Source organism: Mycobacterium paraseoulense (assembly GCF_010731655.1).
Lineage (GTDB): Bacteria > Actinomycetota > Actinomycetes > Mycobacteriales > Mycobacteriaceae > Mycobacterium > Mycobacterium paraseoulense.
In genome coordinates this window covers 4,929,883-4,956,696 of sequence record NZ_AP022619.1, presented here as the reverse complement: position 1 = coordinate 4,956,696, position 26,814 = coordinate 4,929,883, and the positions used below count along the sequence as shown (strand labels likewise).

The 26,814-nt window shown below is 69.2% G+C and carries 18 protein-coding genes; 5 read left to right on the top strand and 13 right to left on the bottom strand.

All coding sequences use genetic code 11. From position 1 onward, the window contains the following. Position 1 precedes the first annotated feature (1 nt). The 8 genes from G6N51_RS23065 to G6N51_RS23030 form a co-directional block, all read right to left on the bottom strand. Entirely contained in the window at positions 2–940 is a 939-nt protein-coding gene (locus tag G6N51_RS23065; protein ID WP_083171598.1) for a crotonase/enoyl-CoA hydratase family protein, read from the bottom strand. Positions 941–944: 4 nt separating this feature from the next. Further along, complete coding sequence (locus tag G6N51_RS23060; protein ID WP_083171599.1) at positions 945–2,573, bottom strand: acyl-CoA dehydrogenase family protein; 1,629 nt, start codon at positions 2,571–2,573, stop codon at positions 945–947. 54 nt (positions 2,574–2,627) lie between these two features. After that, on the bottom strand, positions 2,628–3,461 hold the full coding sequence (locus G6N51_RS23055; RefSeq protein ID WP_083171600.1) for an alpha/beta hydrolase family esterase: 834 nt from the start codon (positions 3,459–3,461) through the stop codon (positions 2,628–2,630). Positions 3,462–3,470: 9 nt separating this feature from the next. Further along, entirely contained in the window at positions 3,471–4,226 is a 756-nt protein-coding gene (locus G6N51_RS23050; protein WP_083171601.1) for a deoxyribonuclease IV, read from the bottom strand. A 113-nt stretch (positions 4,227–4,339) separates the two neighbouring features. Next, positions 4,340–8,290 (bottom strand): DNA-directed RNA polymerase subunit beta', encoded by a 3,951-nt coding sequence (locus G6N51_RS23045; RefSeq protein WP_083171602.1) that lies wholly within the window; start codon positions 8,288–8,290, stop codon positions 4,340–4,342. A gap of 41 nt (positions 8,291–8,331) precedes the next feature. Further along, positions 8,332–11,853 carry a DNA-directed RNA polymerase subunit beta gene (gene rpoB, locus G6N51_RS23040; RefSeq protein ID WP_142274924.1) on the bottom strand — a complete coding sequence of 1,174 codons (3,522 nt, stop codon included), beginning with the start codon at positions 11,851–11,853 and terminating at the stop codon, positions 8,332–8,334. A 395-nt stretch (positions 11,854–12,248) separates the two neighbouring features. Then, on the bottom strand, positions 12,249–13,259 hold the full coding sequence (locus tag G6N51_RS23035; protein ID WP_083171604.1) for an ABC transporter ATP-binding protein: 1,011 nt from the start codon (positions 13,257–13,259) through the stop codon (positions 12,249–12,251). 169 nt (positions 13,260–13,428) lie between these two features. Next, positions 13,429–14,910, bottom strand: coding sequence for a carotenoid oxygenase family protein (locus G6N51_RS23030; RefSeq protein ID WP_083171605.1), 1,482 nt, complete (start codon positions 14,908–14,910; stop codon positions 13,429–13,431). Between the two features lie 62 nt (positions 14,911–14,972). Here G6N51_RS23030 and G6N51_RS23025 point away from each other — a divergent pair, with 62 nt between their 5' ends. Next, complete coding sequence (locus G6N51_RS23025) at positions 14,973–15,680, top strand: TetR/AcrR family transcriptional regulator (protein ID WP_372510084.1); 708 nt, start codon at positions 14,973–14,975, stop codon at positions 15,678–15,680. 55 nt (positions 15,681–15,735) lie between these two features. Here G6N51_RS23025 and rplL read toward each other — a convergent pair whose 3' ends face one another. The 5 genes from rplL to G6N51_RS23000 form a co-directional block, all read right to left on the bottom strand. Then, on the bottom strand, positions 15,736–16,128 hold the full coding sequence (gene rplL, locus G6N51_RS23020; RefSeq protein ID WP_007167798.1) for a 50S ribosomal protein L7/L12: 393 nt from the start codon (positions 16,126–16,128) through the stop codon (positions 15,736–15,738). 35 nt (positions 16,129–16,163) lie between these two features. Further along, positions 16,164–16,784 carry a 50S ribosomal protein L10 gene (gene rplJ / locus G6N51_RS23015; protein ID WP_083171606.1) on the bottom strand — a complete coding sequence of 207 codons (621 nt, stop codon included), beginning with the start codon at positions 16,782–16,784 and terminating at the stop codon, positions 16,164–16,166. A gap of 288 nt (positions 16,785–17,072) precedes the next feature. Next, positions 17,073–17,981, bottom strand: coding sequence for an ROK family protein (locus G6N51_RS23010; protein WP_083171607.1), 909 nt, complete (start codon positions 17,979–17,981; stop codon positions 17,073–17,075). A gap of 5 nt (positions 17,982–17,986) precedes the next feature. Next, entirely contained in the window at positions 17,987–18,595 is a 609-nt protein-coding gene (locus G6N51_RS23005) for a DUF7158 domain-containing protein (RefSeq protein ID WP_083171608.1), read from the bottom strand. Next, positions 18,592–22,764 carry a glycoside hydrolase family 38 N-terminal domain-containing protein gene (locus G6N51_RS23000; protein ID WP_083171609.1) on the bottom strand — a complete coding sequence of 1,391 codons (4,173 nt, stop codon included), beginning with the start codon at positions 22,762–22,764 and terminating at the stop codon, positions 18,592–18,594. The genes G6N51_RS23005 and G6N51_RS23000 overlap by 4 nt, the downstream gene beginning before the upstream one ends. A gap of 59 nt (positions 22,765–22,823) precedes the next feature. Here G6N51_RS23000 and G6N51_RS22995 point away from each other — a divergent pair, with 59 nt between their 5' ends. From G6N51_RS22995 to G6N51_RS22980, 4 genes are all read left to right on the top strand, one after another. After that, positions 22,824–23,408 (top strand): DinB family protein, encoded by a 585-nt coding sequence (locus G6N51_RS22995; protein ID WP_083171610.1) that lies wholly within the window; start codon positions 22,824–22,826, stop codon positions 23,406–23,408. A gap of 54 nt (positions 23,409–23,462) precedes the next feature. After that, on the top strand, positions 23,463–24,809 hold the full coding sequence (locus G6N51_RS22990) for an ABC1 kinase family protein (RefSeq protein WP_083171611.1): 1,347 nt from the start codon (positions 23,463–23,465) through the stop codon (positions 24,807–24,809). A gap of 8 nt (positions 24,810–24,817) precedes the next feature. Then, a complete protein-coding gene (locus G6N51_RS22985) occupies positions 24,818–25,735 on the top strand; it encodes an alpha/beta fold hydrolase (protein WP_083171612.1) in 918 nt (305 codons plus the stop codon). Between the two features lie 87 nt (positions 25,736–25,822). Then, the gene (locus G6N51_RS22980; RefSeq protein ID WP_083171613.1) at positions 25,823–26,683 is read left to right on the top strand and encodes a cyclopropane mycolic acid synthase family methyltransferase; all 861 of its coding nucleotides are present in this window, start codon (positions 25,823–25,825) and stop codon (positions 26,681–26,683) included. Positions 26,684–26,814: the final 131 nt, after the last annotated feature.

The following is a 26,814-nucleotide window of genomic DNA, read 5'->3' as shown; positions in this document are numbered from 1 at the left end:
GCTATACCGGTGAAGCGCGGCGGCCGTAGTCGCCGAAGGGCTCGTCGCGATGCCGCACGGCGTCCCGGAATCCGTGCTCGGTGGCGTCGGCGACGAACGCGTGGCCTTCGGGGGTGTGCCGGGCGACCCCGTCGAACACGGTGCTCACCATCCTGCTGGTGGCCACACCCTGTTGCAGCAGAGCCGAATTCAGCGCGAGCTTCACCATGATCAGCTGGTTGACTGGCACCGCGGCGATCCGTTGCACGAGCCGCTCAGTGCGCTCGTCGAGCTCGGCGGCGTCCGGCGCCTCGACCGCCAGCCCCCATTCCGCGGCCTGCGCGCCGGTGATGCAGTCGCCGGTGAACAGCAGGCGCTTGGCGCGCTGGTCACCGAGCCGGTGCGCCCACAGCCCCGCCGCCGGGACGCCCCACACCCGCGTGGGCGGGTAGCCGATCTTGGCGTCGGCGGCGGCGATCAACTGGTCGGCGTGCAGCGCGATGTCGGTGCCCCCGGCCACGCAGTAGCCGTGGATCTTGACCACCGTCGGCTTGTCGGCGTGCATCAGGCTGGAGAAGCCGCGCACGAAGCGGCTCATCATCTGATAGTCGATCATGGGGTCCCACGGCCGGTCGGGTAAGTGGTTGACCGCCTGGGTTTTTCCGTCCAGCACGGTGCCCTGGTACGCGCCGGTGCCGCCGGCCGACCCGGTGCGGTCGGCGTAGGCGCTGAGGTCGAACCCCGCGCAGAATCCCTCGCCGCGACCGGACACCAGGATGACGTGGACGCTGGGGTCGAGGTCGGCGCGCTCAACCAATGCCGAGAGCTCCAGCGGGGTGTCGGCGACGATCGCGTTGCCCTTCTCCGGCCGGTTGAAGGTGATCCGGGCAACCCGATCGGTGACCTCGTAGGTCATCGTCTTGAGGTTGTCGAAGTCGACCGGCCTGATCGCGTGCGTCACCCGCTCAGCCCTTTACCAGGGCCCGCTCGAGGATCGGCGCGAGGTCCAGCCCGGCGGGCATGGTGCCGTAGGCGCCACCCCACCGGCCGTCGAGGCGGGTGGTCAGGAATGCCTCGGCGACCGCGGGGTGGCCGTGGCGCACCAGCAGCGAGCCCTGCAATGCCAGGCAGATGTCCTCGGCGACCTTGCGGGCGCGGTGCGCGATGGTGTCCAGGTCGGTCAGGTCGCGCCGCAGCCGCTCGACGTGTGCGGCCAGGCGCGGGTCGGCGCCGGCGCTCTCGGTCAGTTCGTCGAACAGCACCTCGACGCATTCGGGACGGGTGGCCATGGCGCGCAACGCGTCCAGCGCGCTGACGTTGCCCGAGCCCTCCCAGATGCCCATCAGCGGGGCCTCCCGGAACAGCCGCGGCATGCCCGAGTCCTCGACGTAGCCATTGCCGCCCAGGCATTCCAGCGCCTCGGCGGCGTGCGGGGTGGCGCGCTTGCAGACCCAGTACTTGCTGGCGGCCAATCCGATGCGGCGCAGCAGCGCCTCCCGATCGTCGCCGCGCAACGCCTTGTCGGTGGCGCCGGCCATCCGCATTGCGACGATGGTGGCGGCCTCGGCCTCGACGGCCAGGTCGGCCAGCACGTTGCGCATCAGCGGCTGGTCGATCAGATAGGCGCCGAACGCCTTTCGGTGCTGGGCGTGGTGGATGGCCCGGGTCAGTCCGGTGCGCATGCTGGTGGCGCTGCCCAGCGTGCAGTCCAGCCGGGTGAGGTTGACCATCTCGATGATGGTGGGGACGCCGCGGCCCTCCTCGCCGACCAACCACGCTGTGGCGCCGTCGTATTCCACCTCGCTCGACGCGTTGGCGTGGTTGCCGAGCTTGTCCTTGAGCCGCTGCAGGAACATCCGGTTGCGCGTGCCGTCGGGCAGCACCCGCGGCAGCAGGAAACAGGACAGCCCGCCGGGGGCCTGGGCGAGGACCAGGAAGATGTCGCACATCGGCGCCGAGGTGAACCACTTGTGCCCGGTAAGGCTGTAGCTGCCATCGCCGTTGGGGGTCGCCTGCGTGGTTCCGGCGCGCACGTCGGACCCGCCCTGCTTCTCGGTCATCGACATGCCGGCGGTGATGCCGCGCTTGGTGGTGGCCAGCTTGAGTTCGGGGTCGTATTCGCGGCTGGTGAGCAGGGGCTCATAGACCGCCGCGAGTTCGGGGTTGTAGCGCAGCGCGGGGACGACGGCGTAGGTCATCGAGATCGGGCAGGTGTGGCCCGGCTCGACGTTCCAGACCGACATCTTCGCGGCCCGCACCACGTGCGCGCCCGGGCGGTCGTCGGCCCACGGCGCGGCGTGGATGCCGGTGGCGATCGCCGTGCGCATCAGCTCGTGGTAGGCCGGGTCGTACTCGACCTCGTCGACCCGGTGGCCGTACTTGTCGTGCGTGTGCAGGATCGGCCGGTTGCGGTCGGCGAGCTCACCCCACCGCTGGGCTTCGCGGCCGCCCGCGATCGCGCCCACCTCGTTCACCTCTTCCACGCCCCATTGCCCGCCCTCACGGATCAAGGCCTCGACGAGCACCGCGGACGTCGCGGGGTTGTAGTTCTCCAGCGGAGGAACCTGGTTGGTGACGACATGCGTATCCGACATGCCCCTCATGTTACATTTTCCCGACAGCCGCACAAGAGCTGTAATGTCGATTTGTCAGCGGGCGTGCGCGCTGAAGAACGCCCACAACACCCGGCTGGCGAACGGCGGCCACTCGTGACCGCCCTGGTCGATCGTGATGAGCGTGACGCCGCGGTTGCCCGCGCATTCCGCGGTCGACGTGCTGACCGGGCCATCGATCGTGGTGGCCGGGCTCGCACACCGATCGACGTTGCGCCAGAAGGCATTCACGCTGGGCACCGGCGGGCCGTTGATGACGCTGAAGCCCTGCCCGCCGCCGTAGGGGACGAGCCGGTCCGCGGTGCCGTGAATGTGCATGATCGACACGGGATGCGGGGTCGGGCATTCGTTCAGCAAGGTGCCGGCCACCGGGCCGATCGCCGCGAAGATGTCGGTGGTGCACGCCAGCGTGTAGGACATGATGCCGCCGTTGCTCATGCCGGTGACGTAGACCCTGGCCGGATCGGTGCCGACATTCTTGGCGATGTCGGCCACCGCCGCCGCGATGAAGGCGACGTCGTCCACACCCTCTCGCCCGGGCCGGCCGCAGCACGATTCCCCGTCGACGTTCCAGGCCCGGTCGAGTCCGTCGGGGTAGGTGACGACGAACCGGCCCGAATCGGCCAATTGGTCCCAGCCGTAATCCCTTTCGACTTGCCGCCCGCTGCCGGAATAGCCGTGCAGCGCCACCACGAGCGGCGCGGAAGCCGGTGTCCCCGCGGGCTTGTAGAGCCGATAGGTGCGATCGTGTCCGCCCACAGTGATGTGGTGCAGGCTGGTGCCGGTGACGAAGCCCGACGGTGGCTGCGGCGCGCAGCCCGCCGCGACCAGGAGGACGACCCCGAGGAGCGTGGCGAGCCGACCGAGCACGGCCGTGACTCAGCCGTTGGTCTTTTCCCGCAGGAACGCGATGTCGTCCTTGCGGCCCTCGTCGGCGGTTTCGCAGATGACCGGCGCTCCGGCGGCGTTGACGACCGCCGCCAGCAGTTCGGGGTCGATCTGGCCGGTGCCGAAGTTGGCGTGCCGGTCGGCGCCCGAGCCGGCCGCGTCCCTCGAGTCGTTGCAGTGCACCAGGTCGATGCGCCCGGTCAGCGCCTTGATCCGGTCCACCGCGTCGATCAGCTGCTCCCCCGCGGCCCAGGCGTGGCAGGTGTCCAGGCAGAACCCGATCCCCTTGGCGCCGATGTGATCCCACAGCCTGCCGATGGTGTCGAAGTGGCGGGCCATCGCGTGGTCGCCGCCGGCGGTGTTCTCCAGATACACCTGCACGTCGGTTTCCAGGTAGTCCAGCGCCTTGACCCACCGCTCGAAGCCGGCCTCCATGTCGTCGTCGTCGGCGTGGCCGCCGTGCACGATCACCGCGGTCGCGTCGATCTCCGCCGCGGCGTCGCAGGTGTCCTGCAGGATCTTGCGCGACGGGATCCGGATGCGGTTGTTGGCCGACGCCACGTTGATCAGATACGGCGCGTGCACGTAGAGCGGGATGGTGGACGCCTTCAGCGCCTCGGCGTCCTCGCGGGGCTTCGGTTTCTTCCAGCTCTGCGGGTTGGACAGGAAGAACTGGACCACGTCGGCGCCGTCGGTCTGCGCGGCGGCCAGCGGGTCGTCGTTGCGGACGTGCGAGCCGATGAGCACGTGGCCAGTGTAGTGCGGGGCGCGGACACGCCCCGCCGAACGTGAAGCTGGCCGCACACTCGGGGAACCAAACGAAAAAGCCCCGGGCGAACCCGGGGCTTTTTCGTTCTTGGTTAGCGGTAGTCGCTGTAGCCGTAGTCGTCCAGCGGAACCGCGGCGCCGGTCGCCTGGCCGAAGTCCGGGCTGTAGTACTGATCCTCGTAGGACGGGATCGTGTACGCGGCGGCCCGGGCCTCCTCGGTCGGCTGCACCTGGATGTTGCGGTACCGGTTGATGCCGGTACCGGCCGGGATCAGCTTTCCGATGATCACGTTCTCCTTCAGACCGTTGAGCTTGTCGCTGCGGCAGTTGATGGCTGCATCGGTCAGCACTCGCGTGGTCTCCTGGAACGACGCCGCACTCAGCCACGAGTCGGTGGCGAGGCTCGCCTTCGTGATACCCATCAGCACCGGACGTCCGGCGGCGGGCTCGCCGCCCTCGGCCACCACCCGGCGGTTCTCGGCCTCGAACTCCGCGCGGTCGATCAGCGAGCCGGGCAGGAACTCCGTCGCACCCGAGTCGATGATGGTGACGCGGCGCAGCATCTGGCGAACGATCACCTCGATGTGCTTGTCGTGGATCGACACACCCTGGGCGCGGTAGACCTCCTGGACCTCGCGGACCAGGTGGATCTGCACCTCGCGGGGACCCTGCACGCGCAGCACCTCGTGCGGGTCGGCCGAGCCTTCCATCAGCTGCTGGCCCACCTCGACGTGGTCGCCGTCGGACAGCACCCGCTCGGAGCCGTCCTCGTGCTTGAACACGCGCAGCCGCTGGCGCTTGGACAGCTTGTCGTACACGACCTCCTCGCTCCCGTCGTCGGGAACGATGGTGATCTTGTAGAACCGCTCGCCCTCCTCCAGCTGCACCCGCCCGGTGACGTCGGCGATCGGCGCCTTACCGCGCGGCACGCGGGCCTCGAACAGCTCCTGCACCCGCGGCAGACCGCCGGTGATGTCCTCACCGACACCACCCTGGTGGAAGGTACGCATGGTCAGCTGCGTGCCGGGCTCACCGATGGACTGGGCCGCGACGATGCCGACGGCCTCGCCGATGTCGACCAGCTTTCCGGTCGCCATGGAGCGCCCGTAGCAGGTCGCGCACACGCCGGTGCCGGTGGTGCACGTCAGCACCGAGCGCACCTTGACCTGCGTGATACCGGCCGCCAGCAGGGCGTCGATCTCCGGGTCACCCAGGTCCTCGCCGCGCGCGACGACGACGTTGCCGGCCTCGTCGACCGCGTCGGTACCCAAAGTCCGCGCGTACGCCGAGGTTTCGATGTACGGGTCGCGGATCAGGGTGCCGTCCGGCTGGCGCTCGGCCAGCTCGACGACGATGCCCCGCTCGGTCTCGCAGTCGTGCTCGCGGACGATGACGTCCTGGCTCACGTCCACCAGACGACGGGTCAGGTAACCCGAGTCGGCGGTGCGCAACGCGGTGTCCGCCAAGCCCTTTCGGGCGCCGTGCGTGTTGATGAAGTACTCCAGCACGGTCAGGCCCTCGCGGAACGACGACTTGACCGGACGCGGGATGAACTCACCCTTCGGGTTGGTCACCAGGCCCTTCATGCCGGCCAGCGTCCGGGTCTGGGTGAAGTTACCCGTGGCACCCGAGTCGACGATCGTGATGATCGGGTTGTCGCTGGGGTAGTGCTCGCGCAGCGCCTGACCGACCTCGTCGGTGGCTTCCTTCCAGATCTCCACCAGCGCCTCGTTGCGCTCGTCGTGGTTCAAAGCGCCACGCTGGAACTGCTTTTCGACCTTCTCCGCCCGCTCCTCGTAGTGGTCGAGGATCTCCTTCTTGCGCGGCGGGACCAGCACGTCGGCCATCGACACGGTGACACCGCTGCGGGTCGCCCAGTAGAAGCCGGCGTCCTTCAGCTTGTCCACGGTCTGCGCGACCACGATCATCGGGTAGCGCTCGGCCAGGTCGTTGATGATGGCGGCCTGCACCTTCTTGTGCATCTGCTTGTTCACGAACGGGTAGCCCACCGGCAGCAGCTCGTTGAACAGCACCCGGCCCAGCGTGGTCTCGGCCATCCAGGCGTCGCCCGGCTGCCAGCCGTTTGCACCGAACAGCTCCGCCTCGATCTCGGCGGGCGGACGCAGCTGCGTCAGCCGCACCTTGATCTTGGCCCGCACCGACAGCACGCCGCGGTCGGCGGCCATGATCGCCTCGGACGGCGAGGAGTACACGCCAACCTCCGGCTGATCCTTGGCGGCCGCCCGGAATTCGCCCTTGTCGCCGTCCACCTCGGTGGTCAGGAAGTACAGCCCGGTCACCATGTCCAGACGCGGCATGGCCAGCGGACGGCCGGACGCCGGCGACAGGATGTTGTTGCTCGACAGCATCAGGATGCGCGCCTCGGCCTGCGCCTCCGCGGAGAGCGGCAGGTGCACCGCCATCTGGTCACCGTCGAAGTCGGCGTTGAACGCCTCACACACCAACGGGTGCAGCTGAATTGCCTTGCCCTCCACCAGCATCGGCTCGAAGGCCTGGATGCCCAGCCGGTGCAGGGTGGGTGCGCGGTTCAGCAGCACCGGGTGCTCGGCGATGACCTCTTCGAGGACGTCCCACACCTGGGGACGCTGCCGCTCCACCATTCGCTTGGCGCTCTTGATGTTCTGCGCGTGGTTGAGGTCGACGAGCCGCTTCATCACGAACGGCTTGAACAGCTCCAGCGCCATCAGCTTGGGCAGGCCGCACTGGTGCAGCTTGAGCTGCGGGCCGACCACGATGACGCTGCGGCCCGAGTAGTCGACGCGCTTACCGAGCAGGTTCTGGCGGAACCGGCCCTGCTTGCCCTTGAGCAGATCCGACAGCGACTTCAGCGGACGGTTGCCCGGCCCCGTGACCGGGCGGCCACGGCGGCCGTTGTCGAACAGCGCGTCGACGGACTCCTGCAGCATCCGCTTCTCGTTGTTGACGATGATCTCGGGCGCACCGAGGTCGATCAGCCTCTTGAGGCGGTTGTTGCGGTTGATCACGCGGCGGTACAGGTCATTCAGGTCGGACGTGGCGAACCGGCCACCGTCGAGCTGCACCATCGGACGCAGCTCCGGCGGGATGACCGGCACCGCGTCGAGCACCATACCCATCGGCGAGTTGCCCGACTGCTGGAAGGCCGCGACCACCTTGAGCCGCTTGAGCGCACGAAGCTTCTTCTGCCCCTTGCCGTTTCGGATGACGTCACGCAGGATCTCGGCCTCGGCGTCGATGTCGAAGTTCTCGATCAGCTTCTGGATCGACTCCGCGCCCATCGCGCCGGTGAAGTACTCACCGTAGCGGTCGACGAGCTCGCGGTAGAGGTTCTCGTCGACGATCAGCTGCTTGGGGGCCAGCTTGGTGAAGGTGCTCCAGATGTCCTCCAGCCGGTCCAGCTCACGCTGGGCCCGGTCACGGAGCTGGCGCATCTCCCGCTCGCCGCCGTCGCGCACCTTGCGGCGGGCGTCGGCCTTGGCGCCCTCGGCCTCCAGCTCGGCCAGGTCGGCCTCGAGCTTCTGCGCGCGGGCCTCCAGGTCGGCATCGCGCTGGTCCTCAACGGCCTTGCGCTCCACCATCATTTCGGCCTCGAGCGTGGACAGCTCGTTGTGCCGCATCTCGTCGTCGACCGACGTGATCACGTACGCCGCGAAGTAGATGATCTTCTCGAGATCCTTCGGGGCCAGGTCGAGCAGGTAACCGAGCCGGCTCGGCACACCCTTGAAGTACCAGATGTGCGTGACGGGCGCGGCCAGCTCGATGTGACCCATCCGCTCGCGGCGGACCTTGGCGCGGGTCACCTCGACGCCGCAGCGCTCACAGATGATGCCCTTGAAGCGGACGCGCTTGTACTTGCCGCAGTAGCACTCCCAGTCGCGAGTCGGTCCGAAGATCTTCTCGCAGAACAGGCCGTCCTTCTCCGGCTTCAGCGTGCGGTAGTTGATCGTCTCCGGCTTCTTGACCTCGCCGTAAGACCATTGCCTGATGTCCTCCGCGGTGGCCAGGCCAATGCGAAGTTCATCGAAGAAGTTGACGTCGAGCACGTAACTCCCTTTCCCCTTGCGGGTTTAGTAACTAAAACTGATTAAGCCAGGTCCTCAACAGAGGCGGATTCGTTGCGCGACAGGTTGATTCCCAAGTTGGCCGCAGCCCGCTCGAGGTCCTCGTCCTCGCCTTCGCGCAATTCGATCGCCGCCCCGTCCGACGAGAGCACCTCGACGTTCAGGCACAGCGACTGCAGCTCCTTGAGCAACACCTTGAACGACTCGGGGATGCCCGGCTCCGGGATGTTCTCGCCCTTGACGATCGCCTCGTACACCTTGACCCGGCCGACCGTGTCGTCGGACTTGATGGTCAACAGCTCCTGCAGTGTGTACGCGGCGCCGTAGGCCTGCATGGCCCAGCACTCCATCTCACCGAACCGCTGGCCACCGAACTGCGCCTTACCACCCAGCGGCTGCTGGGTGATCATCGAGTACGGGCCGGTGGAGCGGGCGTGGATCTTGTCGTCCACCAGGTGGTGCAGCTTCATGATGTACATGTAGCCGACGGTCACCGGGTACGGGAACGGCTCACCGCTGCGGCCGTCGAAGAGCACCGCCTTGCCGTCACCGTCCACCATGACCTCGCCGTCGCGGTTGGGCAGCGTGCACGACAGCATGCCCTGCAGCTCCTCCTCCTTGGCGCCGTCGAACACCGGTGTCGACACGATCTGGTTCGGCTGCGCGTGCAGCAGATCCTCGGGCAGGTTGGCCGCCCACTCGGGTGAACCGTCGATGTTCCAGCCGGACTTGGCCACCCATCCGAGGTGGGTCTCCAGGATCTGGCCGATGTTCATCCGTCGCGGCACACCGTGCGTGTTCAGGATGATGTCCACCGGGGTCCCGTCCGGAAGGAACGGCATGTCCTCGACGGGCAGGATCTTGCCGATCACGCCCTTGTTCCCGTGCCGGCCGGCGAGCTTGTCGCCGTCGGAGATCTTCCGCTTCTGGGCCACGTACACGCGGACCAGCTCGTTGACACCGGCGGGCAGCTCGTCGTCGTCCTCGCGGGAGAACACCCGGATGCCGATGACCTTGCCGGACTCGCCGTGCGGCACCTTCAGCGAGGTGTCGCGCACCTCGCGGGCCTTCTCGCCGAAGATGGCGCGCAGTAGCCGCTCCTCCGGGGTCAGCTCGGTCTCACCCTTCGGGGTGACCTTGCCGACCAGGATGTCGCCGTCGCGGACCTCGGCGCCGATGCGGACGATGCCGCGCTCGTCGAGGTCGGCGAGCACCTCGTCGGAGACGTTCGGGATGTCCCGGGTGATCTCCTCGGCGCCCAGCTTGGTGTCGCGGGCGTCGATCTCGTGCTCCTCGATGTGGATCGAGGTGAGCACGTCCTCCTCAACCAGGCGGTTGGACAGGATGATCGCGTCCTCGTAGTTGTGGCCCTCCCACGGCATGATCGCCACGAGCAGGTTCTTGCCCAGCGCCATCTCACCGTTCTCGGTGCACGGCCCGTCGGCGATCACCTGGCCCGCCTCGACCCGGTCGCCCGCGTCGACGATCGGCGACTGGTTGGCGCACGTGCCGTGGTTGGAGCGCTCGAACTTGCGCATCCGGTAGGTGTGCCGGGTGCCGTCGTCGGCCATCACGGTGATGTAGTCGGCGGACACCTCCTCGATCACCCCGGCCTTGTCGGCCACCACCACGTCGCCGGCGTCGATCGCGGCGCGCAGCTCCATCCCGGTACCCACCAGCGGCGCCTCGCTGCGCACCAGCGGAACCGCCTGGCGCTGCATGTTGGCGCCCATCAGGGCACGGTTGGCGTCGTCGTGCTCGAGGAACGGGATCATGGCCGTGGCCACCGACACCATCTGGCGCGGCGACACGTCCATGTAGTCCACCTCGGACGACGGCACGTACTCGACCTCGCCCGCCTTGCGGCGGACCAGGACGCGGGCCTCCGCGAACCGGCCGTCTTCGGCGAGCGGCGAGTTGGCCTGCGCCACGACGTGGCGGTCCTCCTCGTCGGCGGTCAGGTAGTGGATCTCGTCGGTGACCACACCGTCGACCACCTTGCGGTAGGGCGTCTCGATGAAGCCGAACGGGTTGACCCGCGCGTATACCGACAGGGAGCCGATCAGACCGATGTTGGGACCCTCGGGGGTCTCGATCGGGCACATCCGGCCGTAGTGCGACGGGTGCACGTCACGGACCTCCAGGCCGGCCCGCTCACGGGACAGACCACCCGGGCCCAGCGCCGACAGGCGGCGCTTGTGGGTGAGCCCCGACAGCGGGTTGTTCTGGTCCATGAACTGCGAGAGCTGGCTGGTGCCGAAGAACTCCTTGATCGCGGCGACCACCGGGCGGATGTTGATCAGCGTCTGCGGCGTGATCGCCTCGACGTCCTGAGTGGTCATCCGCTCGCGGACCACCCGCTCCATCCGGGACATGCCGACCCGAATCTGGTTCTGGATCAACTCGCCGACGGTACGCAGCCGGCGGTTGCCGAAGTGGTCGATGTCGTCGGTCTCCACCGGCACCTCGATGCCACCGGGGACAGTCATGACAGCGGCCTGGCCATCCGTACGGGCGTGGTGCAGGCGCACCAGGTATTCGATGGTGGCGACGACGTCTTCCTCGGTCAGCGTCGACGACGTGATCGGCTCGCCGGCGTGCAGGCCCAGCTTCTTGTTGACCTTGTAGCGGCCGACGCGAGCCAGGTCGTAGCGCTTCTCCTTGAAGAACAGGTTCTCCAGCAGCGTCTGCGCGGACTCCTTGGTCGGCGGTTCGCCCGGACGCAGCTTGCGGTAGATGTCCAGCAGCGCCTCGTCGGTGCCGGCGGTGTTGTCCTTTTCCAGCGTCCCCATCATGATCTCGGAGAAGCCGAACCGCTCGTGGATCCGCTCGTTGGTCCAGCCGAGCGCCTTGAGCAGCACGGTGACCGGCTGCCGGCGCTTGCGGTCGATGCGCACGCCGACGGTGTCGCGCTTGTCGACGTCGAACTCCAGCCACGCACCGCGGCTGGGGATCACCTTGACGCTGTGCAACAGCTTCTCGGTGGACTTGTCGATGGTCTCGTCGAAGTACACGCCGGGCGAGCGCACCAGCTGGCTGACGACCACGCGCTCGGTGCCGTTGATGATGAAGGTGCCCTTCTCCGTCATCATCGGGAAGTCACCCATGAACACCGTCTGGCTCTTGATCTCGCCGGTGTTGTTGTTGATGAACTCGGCCGTGACGAACAACGGGGCCGCGTACGTCATGTCCTTGTCTTTGCACTCGTCGACCGGCGCCTTGACCTCGTCGAAGCGGGGGTCGGAGAACGACAGCGACATCGAGCCGGAGAAGTCCTCGATCGGCGAGAGCTCGTAGAGCACCTCTTCGAGGCCGCCGACCGGGCTGGGCTCGCCACGATCGGTGGCGGCCGCACGCCAACGCGGCGAGCCGATCAACCACTCGAAGGAGTCGATCTGCACGTCGAGCAGGCCGGGAACCTCGAGCGGTTCGCGGAGCTTGGCGAAGGAAACTCGGTTGGGCGCTCCGGGCACGGAGCCGTTTAAGGAACTTCCATGAGAGGAACTTTGTGGGCGATCCGTTTTGCTCTGGCGAGAATCAGCCAAGATGCATCCTTCCAGCACCTCGTGCGACTCACGAAGACCGGAACCACCGGTTGCGTTCGCCGCGAATTGTGTCGGTTCGGCCGGCGAACGATCTGTCCGAATCTCACGCGCACAACTAAAGAACTAAGCCGCTAGAGGGGGCTCAGGCTTAGACCACAGTGTCAAGTGGCGGGTGAGGTGGGCAGGAGGTAGCCAGCGCAACGTCCAACAATAGCGTAGGACGGCGCATTCCTCAACTGTCCAGCACAGGCAGTCCAGGGACATCGGCGCTGGCTGGCACTTCGACTCTCCACTGGATACATGCTGCCCAACAGACTGACCCGTTTACGCGCCGTCGTCAAGAGGACGGGCCGCCAAGTTACGCGAAGTTATCGCGAAACCCCGGGCCGGTCGGGCTAGTCGCCGACCTCGTGCGCCCGGTACTTGTGGGTTCCCTCCATGTCGTCGATGATCGCGGCCTGCGCCTTTTGCGGCAGGGTGTGCAGAATCTCACGCACCCGCGCCTGGCGCCGGGCGACGGCCTTGCGCTCCGGCATCCCCGGCGACGCGACGATCTGCGGCGGCACCCCTTCGATCTCCTCCACACCACCGGCGTGCTGGCCGGCCTCGAGGGCGGCCTGCTCTTCGGCCATGGTCGACTCGTCCTTCTCCTCGGACATGCCGATCGGCCCGATGCGGCGGCCGTTGAGGAATTGCCGCACGACCGGCTCGTCGCTGGTCAGCAGCACCTCGCGCGGGCCGAACATGACCAGCTTGCGGCGGAAGAGCATGCCCATGTTGTCCGGCACGGTGCGGGCGATGTTGATGTTGTGCGTGACGATCAGGACGGTGGCGTCGATCTGGGCGTTGATGTCGAGGATCAGCTGGCTCAGGTAGGCGGTGCGTACGGGGTCCAGACCCGAGTCCGGCTCGTCGCAGAGGATGATCTGCGGGTCCATCACCAGGGCGCGGGCCAGGCTGGCGCGCTTGCGCATACCGCCGGAGATCTCACCGGGGAACTTCTTCTCGTCGCCCCCCAGACCGACCATGGTCAGCTTCTCCATGACGATGTCACGGATCTCGCCTTCCTTCTTCTTGGTGTGCTCGCGCAGCGGGAAGGCGGCGTTGTCGAAGAGGTTCATCGAACCGAACAGGGCGCCGTCCTGGAACATCACGCCGAACAGCGTGCGGATCTCGTAGAGCTCCTTGGCCGAGCACTGCAGGATGTCGGTGCCGTCGATGACGACCGAGCCGCGCTCCGGGCGCAGCAGACCGATCAGGGACTTCAGGAACACCGATTTGCCGGTACCCGACGGCCCCAGCAGGACGCTGACCTCGCCCGCGGGGACCTCCAGCGTCACGTCTTCCCAAATCCTCGACGACCCGAAGGACTTCGTGAGGCCGTTCACCTCAATAGCGACACCCATGGGAGATCCTTCCGTCGACGCTCAAGCCCGCCACCTGCCCTTTTATGTGGCATGAGTCACTGTAGCGCACGCTTGCTGCGCGGCATCAGGGTTGCGCGGCACAGCCGGCAAAAATTGGCTGACCTGAGATCCCGCCGCCGCGGGCGGCGGGCGTCCTATTCAACGCGCGTTAGCCAATGGGCGCCCAATTGCCGTGGAAGCCCATCGGCACCCGTTGCGGCAGATGCACGGTAGCCACCGACTCGAGCGTCGCGGCGTCCAGCAACACCAGCTGGCCTTCGTCGCGGCCGCGGTGATAGCCGTAGCCCATCAAGATGCCGTCGTCCTCGGAGCCGGCGCCGGGGTTGGGCACAAAGGACATCTCGCCGAGCAAAAGGTCGGGGTCGAGCGGCGCGACCGCGCGGCCGCCCGTCGCGTAGTCGTGCTTGTACAGCGCGGAGGCGCCTCCGGCGAAGTACGCGCCGACGGTGTAGCCGAACCGGTGCGCCCCGCCGAGCCGGTGCTCGTTGATCCGGGGAAATTCCTGCGGCTGATCGTCGCGGCATTCGGCGCTCACCGCGCCCGTCGCCAGGTTGACGGTCCAGCGGTCCAGCGTCGGCGAGGTCTCGCCGGGCCCGCGCCGGTCGCGGTCGAACATCCGCGAGTAGCGCACCACGTCGAGCACCAAAACCTCGGCCCCGCTCCGCATCTCGGAGTAGGCGTTGAGCGGGTGGTAGACGTAGCAGGGCTCGATGGCGAACCAGCGGACGTCGGAGTTGCCGCCCTCGCGGGGCATCACCCCGATGCGCGCCGGGTAGTCGGGGTCCCACGCGTACGGCATCCGGTCGGAATGCTTCGGGCTGCGGTTCATCATCGCGCTGATCGGGCCAGGGACCCGCACGCGCCCGATCAGCGACTGCATCGCCAGCCGGGCCGGCAGGCCGAGCCAACGGGGGATTGAGACCGGCAGCACCTGCATCGGGTCGAACGTCACCGGCAGGTCGTAGACGACGACGTAGGAGTCGGTCAGCGAGAAGTCGTGCATCATCGGCGACCCGGAGACCTCGATGTCGACCGTGCGACGGGCGCGGCCCTCGGTGTCGATCACCGAGTACTGCACGGTCCGCCCGCGGGCGAATGAGTAAGAGACGGCGTGCAATTCGCCGGTGCGCGGATCGCGGTGCGGGTGAGCGGTGTAGCCGCCGGCCAGGGTGCCGTCGAAGTCGCACGTCCCGATGGTTTCCAGCTCGTCGGTCAACTCGTAGTTGGCCACCCCGCCCTCGACCAGCGCCAAGGTGCGTCCGGCGTGGGTCAGGGCGTTGGTGTTGGCGCCCAGCGAGAGCATGCCCGCCCGCGGATCGAGCCGCCCCGGCACCGGCTCGCCGAGGGCGGCGCACACCGACAGGCTGCGCACCCAGCGGTTGCGGTACCACCGGGCCTTGCCGTCGCGCAGCGCGACGCCGTGCACCATCCCGTCGCCGCTGAACCAGTGATAGGTCGCCGGGTCGACCTCCTCGGCCGGGTTGGGCCCGTTGCGCAGATAGCGCCCGTCGAGGTGCTCCGGAAGGTGCCCGGTGACCGGCAGATCGGTGGCGGTCACTTCGGCGCTCACCGGCGCCAGCAAGCCCTCCAGATAAGGATTCGAGGTTTCGGCGGTTTGCAGCGAGGTCATTTCTGAGCTCCTATAACATCGTTATGACGTTGTTATTGGTACCGTACGCCGCGGATGAGAGGATGGCAACGATGACTTCAGAAGCGAGCTCGCGTGCGGCGCCCGCCGGGCAGCGCGGCGTCCGCGAGGAGATGCTGTCCGCCGCGGTCGACCTGCTGAACGAGCACGGGCCCGACGCGCTGCAGACCCGCAAGGTCGCCGGCGCGGCCGGAACGTCGACCATGGCCGTGTACACGCATTTCGGCGGGATGCGCGGGCTGATCGCCGAGGTGGCCGCGGAGGGGCTGCGGCAGTTCGACACCGCGCTGACGGTGCCGCAGACCGCCGACCCGGTCGCCGACCTGTTCGCGACCGGCGCGGCCTACCGGCGCTACGCCATCAAGCACCGGCACATGTACCGGCTGATGTTCGGCAGCACGAGCGCGCACGGCATCAACGCCCCGGCCGGCAACGTGTTGACGCTGACGGTCGCCGAGATCGACCAGCACATTCCCAGCTTCGCGCACGTGGTGCGGGGGGTGCGTCGGTGCATGCTGGCGGGCCGGATCGACGCGGGCTCGGCGCACGACGACGCGGCGGTGGTGGCCACCGCCGCCCAGTTCTGGGCCATGGTCCACGGGTTCGTGATGCTGGAGCTGGCCGGTTACTACGGTCACGACGGCGCCGCCGTGCTGCCGCTGCTGGCGTCGATGAATTCGAACCTGCTTGTGGCGCTGGGCGACTCACCCGAGCGGGTGGCGCAATCGCTGCAATCGGCGATGCGGGGCTGAGCACGCGAAAACCCCCGGGAGTTGCAGGTCGGTCCCGGGGGTTTTCGACATAGAGCTACTTGACGGTGACGGTGGCGCCGGCGGCTTCCAGCTTGGCCTTGGCCTCGTCGGCGGCCTCCTTGGCGACCTTCTCCAGCAGCGGCTTGGGAGCGCCGTCGACCAAGTCCTTGGCCTCCTTGAGGCCCAGGCCGGAGACGATCTCGCGGACCACCTTGATGACGCCGATCTTCTTGTCGCCGGCGGCCTCGAGGATGACGTCGAACTCGGACTGTTCCTCGGCGGCCTCGGCGGGGGCGCCACCGGCGGCCGGGCCGGCCGCGGCGACGGCGACCGGAGCGGCCGCGGTGACCTCGAAGGTCTCCTCGAACTTCTTGACGAAGTCGGAGAGCTCCAACAGGGTCATTTCCTTGAAGGCGTCGAGCAGGTCGTCGGTAGACATTTTCGCCATGGTGTGTGGGTCCTTCCTGATTTCCGGGGTTAGGGTTATTCGGCTTCGGCCGGGGCTTCCGGAGCCTCAGTGGGTGTTTCCGAAGCTGGTTCCGGGGCGGCTTCCGCCGCTGGTGCGGGTTCTGCGGCAGGGGCGGGGCCTTCCGCGGCCTTCTTCTCCTGCAGCGCGGCCGCGAGGCGCGCGACCTGCGAGGCGGGGGCGTTGAACAGGCCGGCCGCCTTGGCGAGGTTGCCCTTCATCGCGCCGGCCAGCTTGGCCAGCAGCACCTCGCGCGATTCCAGGTCGGCGATGCGCTCGACCTCGGCCACCGTAAGGGCGCGGCCGTCCATGTAGCCGCCCTTGATGACCAGCGCCTTGTTGTCCTTGGCGAAGGTCTTGATGGCCTTGGCGGCGTCGACCGGCTCCCCGGTGACGAACGCGATGGCGGTGGGCCCGGCGAACAGTTCGTCGAGACCTTCGACGCCCGCCTCGGACGCCGCCCGCTTGATCAGCGTGTTCTTGGCCACCGAGTAGGTGGCCGATCCGCTGAGCGACCGGCGCAGCTCGGCCAGGTTGGCCACGGTCAGACCGCGGTACTCGGTGATCAGGGTCGCGGTCGCCTCCCTGAACTGCTCGGCGATGTCGGCAACGGCGGTGGCTTTGTCAGCCCTGGCCATGCATACCTCCTGAAGTGAAAGCCATGCGACGTGTCGTCTGCGATCACCAGAGGAACGCCTGGAAACGAAGTACGCCCCGGCGCAGGAAGCGGCCGGGGCGTGAAAAACGCCGGCGCGTGCCGGCGCTGCTGCCTCGTCCTCCTGCGTGGGCCGCCGGGATGCTCCCGGACCTTCAACCGATTTCTCGGTGACCGACGGTCTTCGGTGGATCGGCCACCAGGATAGCCTGGCCCGCCCCAGTCAACCAAAACGGCGGCCGTGGGGTGGCGGCCGAGCTGACCGCGGTGGTCAGCCGAGGCCTGCCAGCCGGGCAGCGCCGACCAGCCCGGCGTCGCCGCCGAGTTCGGCGGGCACCACCCGCAGACCGGCCAGAAAGTCCAGCCTGGCGTACTCGGCCAGCTTCTCTCGCAACGAGTCGAAGAGCAGGTTTCCGGCATTGGCCACGCCACCCCCGATGATGACGAGGTCAAGGTCGCAGACGGCGCCGACCGACGCGATCATGGCCCCGAGCGCAGTAGCCCCCCGGCGGAAGGCCTGCGCCGCCACCCGATCCCCGGCCGCCGCCGCGGCGGCCAGCTCCCGGGCGCCCGCGGCGGGCGGCGCGGACCAGCCGTTGGCCCGCGCCCAGCGCACCATCGACGGTCCCGACGCGATGGCCTCGACACAGCCGCGACCGCCGCACACGCAGGGCGGACCGCCGTCCTCCACCACCACGTGCCCGACGTGACCGGCGTTGCCGGTGCGGCCGGTGTAGGGGACGCCGCCGAGCACCAGTCCGCCGCCCACGCCGGTGGACACCACCATGCCCAGCAGGAAGTCCGCGCCGCGCCCCGCGCCGCGCCAGTGCTCACCCAGCGCCATGCACACGCCGTCGCCGCCGAGCCGTACGGGCACGCCCGGCACCGCGGCCGCCACCCGGTCGCGCAGCGGAAAGCCTTGCCATCCCCCGATGTTGATGGGGCTGACGGTTCCGCGGTGCAGGTCGATCGGACCGGCCGAGCCGATGCCCACCGCGGCGACCGCGCCGCCGGCCGCGCGCAGCGCGTCGGCGATCGTCGCGGCGACCGCGGCCCAGACTTCCTCCGCCGTGCCGCCGCGCGGCGTCGGGCGGATCGCGGTGTGCACCAGCGCGCCGTCGGGATCGGCGAGGCCGGCGGCGATCTTGGTGCCGCCGATGTCCAGGCAGAGGGTGAGCATCGCGATCAGTGCCGGTGGACGTTGTCGGGTTGGCGGGGGTCACCGGGATGCTCGTAGCCCGGAGCGAGCCGCACCAGCTCGGCCCGCCGCGCGTCCAGCCAGACGCGGAAGGCGCGTCGGCGCGCGGCGCCTAGCAGATGGTCGGCGATCGCCGGCCGCACGTCGTCCAGCGGCGGGGCGACCGGCGGGACCCGCCAGCCGTGCCCCTCGCGGCGCGGTTCGGCGAATCGCAGCGGGTTGCGGGCGTGGTAGGCGGCCACCTCGTCGTCGGGGACCCGCACCCCGGCGGTGACATCGGCGAACAGCGCCCGCGCGCGGGGGTCGGCCAGCGCCGCCGCGGCGACGCTGCCGAGCTCCAGGCGGGCCGTCGCATCGGGCAGCAGCTCGGCCTCGCTCGGCGCGCCCCGCCCGCTCAGGCCGCGCGCGTCGGCCTCGGCGGCGACGACCCGCTCGGTCACCATCAGCTGGGTCAGCCAGCGCCGCAGCTGGCGTCCCTCCCCGGTGCCGCGGGCCGGCAACGCGGCCGCGCCCGGTCGGGCGCGCAAACGCGCCTCGGCCGCGTCGACCTCGTCGACCCGGAGCGCGATCCCGGCAACCGTCGCGATGACGCTCATGTCACGCTCACCTGCACGGCCGGGGTGTAGAGCAGGCGACCGGCGCAGCCGACCCGGATCAGGGCCCACCACCGTCCCGGCTCCAGCCAGTCCGGGGGAGCCACCTCGAAGCTGAGGTCGGCCGCGCCGCGGGCGGGCAGCACCCCGCCCACCGCGGCCGGGCCCAGCCACTCCCACGTGCCCCACGGGCTGATCAGATGCGCCTCGAGCGCCAGCTCCGCCCCGGCGTGGCTGCCCACCCGGACGGTCAGCGCGCCCGTTTCGCCGGCGGTCAGCTCCACGTCGGCCGGCCCGTCGACGAGGTAGATCGGCTCCGCCTCCTCGCACGCGCCGACCTCGACCAGGCACACATCCTCGACCGTCTGTCGCCACGCCGCCGGGAGCCCCTCCCCGGTGACGCGGAGCTGGGCCCGGACCGGGTACAGGCCCGGCGTGGCGCGGGCGGGCACCGAAACGGCCACGTCGGCCTCCCGGTAGTCGCCGCGGCGCAGCGTGAGGGGCAGCTCGTCGGGCTTGGCCGACCACCCCGGCGGGCAGACCAGGGTGACCGTCCCGGTCAGGATGGCGTCGGTGCAGTCGCTGGCCGCGGTGAGCCGCATCGCGACCTCGTCGCCCGGCTCGGCGCTCACGCGCGCGGGATGCAGATGGGCGACGGCGGGCAGCCCGCCGAGCGGCGCGGGGCCCCGGTTGTGCAGCCAGTACCGCGCGTACAGGGGCTGAGCGGGTTCGGCGTGCGGGGCCGGCGCGTGCGGCGCCGCCGGCGCGCGGGGCACCTCGATGCGGGCCAGCACGGTGGCCACCTCATACCCATGCAGCTCGAGCGGGCGCGCGGCGTCGCGCGGGTTTTCGAGTAGGTCGGCGCCGCCCAAGCGGCCGACCGTGCCGACGTCGGAGCCGATCACGACGCTGGCGCCCGCCCCCGCGGTTTCCACCAGGCGCAGCGCCACCGTGTCGGGGTCGACCGGCCGGGCGCGGCCCGCCGCGAGTGGGTTGCCCGCAGCCTTGAGCGCGGCCAGCTGCACCCCGTCGGCGGGCTCCACGGTTAACAGCGACCCGGACGCGGGCAGCCCGCCCGCCGCCCGGTCGGCGGCGACGGCGAGCAGCGGGTGGGAGAACTGCGCGCTGCGGGAGGGGATGCCGGCGCGCCGCCAGTCGCCCGGCCCGCCGATCAGCGCGTAGTCGAAGGCGTGGGTCCAGTGCTGGAGCTGGAAGTTCGAGCCGTCCGGGGCGGTGCGCCGCGGTTCGTCGATCCAGATGCCCGACGGCCAACCGGTGCAGGAGCGCAGCAGCGCGGTGTGCAGGGTGCCCTCGGCGTCGACGGCGAAGCTGGGCACCCCGCGGTTGAGCAGGGCGACGGTGCGGTCCTCGAATTCGCCGGTTTCCGCCGGGGCCCGCTGGGTCACGACGACTTCGGCGTCGCCGAGGTCGTCGGCCACCGCGGCGATGGCTGCGGCCAGGCTGTCCTCGTCGCGTCCGGCGATCACCAGCACCGGCAAGGCCCGCACCGCGCGCAGGTCGGCGCCGGGCACCCACGCCGCGGTCAACGGGGTCGCGGCCGGCACCCAGACCCTGGCCCGGCCCTCCGCCGCCAGCTGGCGGTCGAGCTCTTCGGCGTACACCGGGTCGGCCTGCGCCAGCACGGCGCTGGTGAAGGCGTTGCGGGCCGGCCCGCCCAGCGCGATGCGGGCGTCGGGCAGGTTGGAGTCGACGTCGAGGTCGCCGTAGCGCGGCCTGTCCGCGCCGCTGCAGGTGGCCGTCACCCCGGCCCGGACCAGCGCCACCATCAGCCCGCGCGCCAGCGGCGCCGACACCGCCTCGTCCGGCGACACCACCTCGGCCACCGAGACCGCCCGCACGGCTCGGCTGTGCGGGGTGCCCACCCGGACCCGCACCGCCGACGACAGCCCGAACCAGCCGTAGGCGGGATTGTCCAGTGTCCACGGGTGCTGCGCGGTGTCCACCGATTCGGGCCCGTCATGCAGCAGCGCGAATCCCCGCCCGATAACGGCGTCACCGACCTCGCTGACCGGCATGGCGCCGGGCACGGGGCACGGCCAGCGCAGCCGCACCAGGCGGTCGGCCCCGGTGAAGTCGTCGATGGTGGTGCGGCAGTCCACCCGGGGCACGCCCCGCCAGAGCGTCAGGGTCTGGGTGTAGCGCAGCACCGTACCGATCCGCCCGGTGACGACGAGCCGCTGCCCCAGCGGGCCGTGGTAGGCGCGCGCCTGGGCCCTCGACCCCGACGAGCACACCACCGGCCCATTGGGCAGCAGGTGCCATGGGCCCTCGGCCTGCGTCGGGTGGGCGGCGTATTCCTCGTAGACGGCCAGCTCGTTGCCCACCCGGCCGTCGGCGATCAGCTCGCGACCGTCGGAGACCAGGGATACGACTCCCCCGCCGCGCGCCGGGTCGACCTCGAGGCGATAGTGCTCGTTCGCGATCGCCGGGCCGGGCGCGGGTTCCCAGCCGGTCGGCCGGGCGTCGGGAACCAGCCGGTAGGCCCGCCAGCCCAACGACGGCACGTCGCGCGCCAGCCAGGTGACCGACCGGCCGTCGTGCTCGACGTGCGCGGGCAGCTCGCGCCCGTCCGCGTCCAGCACCCGCACCCCGGCGCCCGGCGGCGGGTCGAGCCGCGCGGTCACGATGTCGGTGCGCGGCTGCGCCAGCGGGTTCCACACGATCACGTCACCGCCGACCGCGCTGGACAACAGCGCCAGCGCGGCGTCGCGGGTGGCGCGGCCCAGCTCCCACGCGTCGCGCCACCCGGTCAGCAGGTCGAGGTAGACCTGGTCGGACTCCGAGCCCGTGATCCCGTCGTGGTGCGCCCCGTAGGCCAGCTGGACCCACGCCTTGGCCAGCGCCGCCTGTGGGTATTCGGCGCCGGTCAGCAGCCCGGCGAACACGGCGAACCGCTCGGCCTCCAGCGCGGCGTTCTCCGCCGCGCGGTTGGCCTGTTTGGTGTCGATGTAGGACACGTCCTTGCCGGTGTAGATCGGGTTCATGTCGCGGGTCTGCGGCGACGGCGCCCGGCCGCGCTCGGCCAGCTCGGCGCGCACGGCGGCGAAGAACTCCCGCGGCAGCGCGCACACGAAGCGCGGCCACGTGTAGCGCGCGGCCCAGTCGCGGTGGATGGCGGTGACCCACTTGTTCGGCGGCGTGTAGTCGGTGCCGACGGGCAGCAGCACGTTGCGCGTCAGCGCGACCTTCTTGAGCTGTTCGAACAGCTCGAGCGTGGCATCCTCGGCCTCGGCCACCGACGTCGCCGAGTCCATCCACCAGCCCGCCGAGTAGTGCGCGGGCATGTAGTGGGTGAGCAGGCCGCGGCCCGACGGCGCGATCCATTCGAACTCGCTGCTGAACTGCATCCGCTCGACGTCCCCGCCGCCCAGCGCCGGGCCCCACTGGTGGTGCGGGCCCCGGGCCCACGAGCTCGACGTCAGCCCGGCGTCGGCTGCCAGCCCGGGGAATTGCGGATCGTGCCCGAACACGTCCAGCTGCCAGGCCGTGGCCGGATCGGCGCCCAGCACGTCACGCTGAAAACCCATGCCGTGCACCAGGTTTCGAATGGTCGTTTCCGGGCTGGTCAGGTTGGTGTTGGGTTCGTTGTATGTGCCGCCCATCACCTCGACGCGACCCTGCGCGATGAACCGGCGCAGGTCGGCGCGGTCCTCGGGGCGGGTGTCCCAATAGGGCTTGAGGTAGTCGACCTCGGCCAGCACGAACTTGTACTCGGACTCGCGGCGGGCCATTTCCAGGTGGGCGTGCACCAGCTCGAAGCCGTTCGTCTGCCGGGCGCGCCCCGGCGGGTCCTCGGTCCACTCGCTGGTGTAGGCGCCCTGGGTGTTCCACCACACCGGGTCGTAGTGGAAGTGGCTGACCATGAACATGGTCCAGCCGGGCTCGGCCACGACGAACGCGAACGGCTGGGCGGCGCCGCCGGCCAGCGCCCGCGCCGCCCGCCGCTGCCCGGCGACCGGCCGGTCCACCCTGACGGGGACCTCGACGACCTCCTCGCCGGCCCCGGCCACCGCCGTCCCGCTCAAACCGTCCCCTTCGACGCGGACCGGCGTCGGCCCGGCCGCCGCGGAAACCGTGACGCGGGCCAGCTGCAACGGCGCATCCGGCGGCCCGACGAACAGCTCGGTCGAGTGTGCCGAAACCAGCTGCATCCCCGCACTTTACGACCCGGAGGACCTAATATCCGAGAATGCCCGCTCTTGCCCGGCCCGTGGCCGACGAACGCAGCGCTCTGCGCGAATTCCTGGAGTTTCATCAGAGCGCGTACTTCGCCGTCAGCTACGGCCTCACCGATGAACAGGCCCGATCCACCCCCTCGGTCAGCGCGCTGTCCATCGGGGGGCTCATCAAGCACGCCACCGGGATGCAACGCAGCTGGATGGCGCGGGTCGCCGCCGCACCGGACGCCCCGCCGAAAGACACCCGCCCGTTCGAGCAGATCGCGAGCGAGTTCGCGGATCAGCACGTGATGCGGCCCGACGAGACGCTGGACGGGCTGCTGCGGGCGTTCAGGGAACAGAACGCGGCGACGCTGCGCCTGGCCGAGACCGCGGACCTCGACGCCGCGGTGCCGGTTCCCCAGGACATCCCCTGGTTTCCCAAGGATCAGAAGGCCTGGTCGGTGCGCTGGGTGATCCTGCACGTGATCAACGAGCTGGCCCGGCACGCGGGGCATGCCGACATCATTCGCGAGACCATCGACGGCGCCACCATGTACGAACTGATCGCGGGGCTGGAGGGCTGGGAGATCCAGGGCTGGGTGCAGCCATGGAAAGGCGGGGCTCGCTCCAGCTAGAGCGCTCCAGCTAGAGAATTGGGACTGATTCCGCCGATTTGGCAGACTGCTGGGATGAGTTCCACCAAGCACCGGGAGGGTGCCAGGCTGGACCGGGTGCCGCTGCCGGTCGAAGCGGCCCGGGTAGCCGTCACCGGCTGGCAGGTCACCCGCACCGCCGCTCGCGTCGCCAGCAAGCTGCCCGGCAGGGGCCCGTGGCAGCAAAAGGTGATCAAGCAGCTCCCCCAGACCTTCGCCGACCTCGGCCCGACGTACGTGAAATTCGGCCAGATCATCGCGTCCAGCCCCGGCGCGTTCGGCGAATCCCTGTCCCGCGAATTCCGCGGCCTGCTCGACCGGGTGCCACCCGCGGACAACGACGAGGTGCACAAGCTCGTCGTCGAGGAGCTCGGCGGCGACCCGACCGAGCTGTTCGCCAAATGGGAAGAGGAGCCATTCGCGTCGGCCTCCATCGCGCAGGTGCACTACGCGACCCTGCACACCGGGGAAGAGGTGGTCGTCAAGATCCAGCGCCCGGGCATCCGCCGCCGGGTCGCGGCCGACCTGCAGATCCTCAAGCGCTTCGCCCAGGCCGTCGAACTGGCCAAGCTCGGCCGCCGGCTCTCCGCGCAGGACGTGGTCGCCGACTTCTCCGACAACCTGGCCGAGGAGCTGAACTTCCGGCTCGAGGCGCAGTCGATGGAGGCTTGGGTGTCGCACCTGCACGCCTCCCCGCTGGGCCGCAACATCCGTGTGCCGCAGGTGTTCTGGGACTTCACCAGCGACCGGGTGCTGACCATGGAGCGCGTGCAGGGCATCCGCATCGACGACGTCGCCGCCATCCGCAAGGCCGGGTTCGACGGCACCGAGCTGGTGAAGGCCCTGCTGTTCTCGCTGTTCGAGGGCGGGCTGCGGCATGGGCTGTTCCACGGCGACCTGCACGCCGGCAACCTCTACGTCGACGACGCGGGCCGCATCGTGTTCTTCGACTTCGGGATCATGGGCCGCATCGACCCGCGCACCCGCTGGCTGCTGCGCGAGCTGGTGTACGCGCTGCTGGTCAAGAAGGACCACGCCGCGGCGGGCAAGATCGTGGTGCTGATGGGCGCGGTCGGCACCGTGAAGCCCGAGGCCCAGGCCGCCAAGGACCTGGAACGCTTCGCCGCCCCACTGACCATGCAGACCCTGGGCGACATGTCCTACGCCGACATCGGGCGGCAGCTGTCGGCCCTGGCCGACGCCTACGACGTCAAGCTGCCCCGCGAGCTGGTGCTGATCGGCAAGCAGTTCCTCTACGTCGAGCGGTACATGAAATTGCTCGCGCCCAAGTGGCAGATGATGTCCGACCCGCAGCTGACCGGCTACTTCGCCAACTTCATGGTCGAGGTCAGCCGGGAGTACGAGTCCGACCTGGAGGTGTAGGCGCTCTGATGGAGGTCCGCACCGGCCACGCCACCGTCTTTCATCCCGACGGGGACCTGAAGCTGTACTACGAGGACATGGGCGACATCGACGACCCGCCCGTGCTGCTGATCATGGGGCTGGGCGCCCAGCTGCTGCTGTGGCGCACCGCGTTCTGCGAGCGGCTGGTCGCCCACGGGCTTCGCGTGATCCGGTACGACAACCGGGACGTCGGCCTGTCGAGCAAGACCCGGCATCGCAGCCCGGGGCAGCCGCTGGTGACGCGGCTGGCGCGGTCCTGGCTGGGCCTGCCGAGCAAAGCCGCGTACCAGCTCGAGGACATGGCCGACGACGCCGCGACCCTGCTGGATCACCTGGGCATCGGGGACGCGCACATCGTGGGTGCGTCGATGGGCGGCATGATCGCCCAGATTTTCGCCGCAAAATTCCGCGAGCGGACCAAGACCCTCGGAGTCATCTTCTCCAGCAACAATTCGGCGTTTCTGCCGCCGCCCGGTCCCCGCCAGTTGCTGGCGCTCATCAAGGGACCGTCGCCGAGCTCGCCGCGCGACGTGATCGTCGACAACTCGATTCGGGTAAGCAAGATCATCGGCAGCAAGCGGTACCTGGCGCCCGAGGAGCAGCTTCGGGCCGAGGCCATCGAAAGCTACGAACGCAGCCATTACCCTTGGGGCGTCGCCAGGCACTTCGACGCCGTGCTGGGCAGCGGCAGCCTGAAGCCCTACAACCGGCGGACCGCCGCGCCGACCGTCGTGATCCACGGCAACGCGGACAAGCTGATGCGCCCCTTCGGTGGCCGCGCGGTGGCCAGGGCCATCGACGGCGCTCGATTGGTGTTATTCGACGGGATGGGACATGATCTGCCACAGCAGTTGTGGGACCACGTGATCGGTGTGCTGACGAGCAACTTCGCCAAGGCGGCCTGAGCAAAAACCACTCGAAAGAAACGCTTCCCCTGCGATCTCAGTCCATCTCGCGGGGTTGTACGGTTGTCCAAGGAGGTGGGTGTACCAATGGCCAAGCTGAAGCCGTATTACGAAGAGTCGCAGGCGACCTACGACATTTCAGACGACTTCTTCGCGCTGTTCCTCGACCCCAACATGGTGTACACCTGCGCCTACTTCGAGAACGACGACATGACGCTGGAAGAGGCCCAGCTCGCCAAACTCGATCTGGCGCTGGACAAGCTGAACCTCGAGCCGGGAATGACGGTGCTGGACGTCGGGTGCGGCTGGGGCGGGGCCGTGGTCCGGGCGCTGGAGAAATACGACGTCAACGTCATCGGCATCACGCTCAGCCGCAACCACTACGCGCGCACCAAGGCAAGGCTGGCCGCGATCCCGACGACGCGCCGGGCCGAGGCCCGGCTGCAGGGCTGGGAAGAGTTCGACGAGCAAGTCGATCGAATCATGAGCTTCGAGGCCTTCGACGCCTTCAAGAAGGAACGCTGGCCGGCGTTCTGGGATTGGGCATACGAGACCCTGCCCGCCGACAGCCGGATGCTGATGCACAGCATCTTCACGTATCCGCAGTCGGAGTGGAAGCAGCGCGGCGTGCAGATCACGATGTCGGATCTGCGTTTCTTCCACTTCCTGGGCAAGGAAATCTTTCCCGGCGGCCAGATGTGCGGCGAACCCGATATCGTCGACAATGCGAAAACCAGCGGCTTCTCAGTCGAGCAGATCGAATACCTGCAGCCGCATTACGCGCGGACCCTGGACACGTGGGCGGCCAATCTGGAGGCCAATCGGGAACGCGCGATCGCCATCCAGTCCCAAGAGGCGTACGACCGCTTCATGCGCTATCTGACCGGCTGCGCGGACCTGTTCCGCAAAGGCATCTCCAACGTGGCGCAGTACACGCTCACCAAATAGCGACCCCGCGGCCCCGTACGCCGCCGGAAAGTAGAACGGCACGATCTCCGCCGCACGCGCATCCAAATGCTCCGTTTTTGATGCCCGGCGAGTAGATTCCCCCGGGTGGGCACCCCTATGGTGTGCATCAC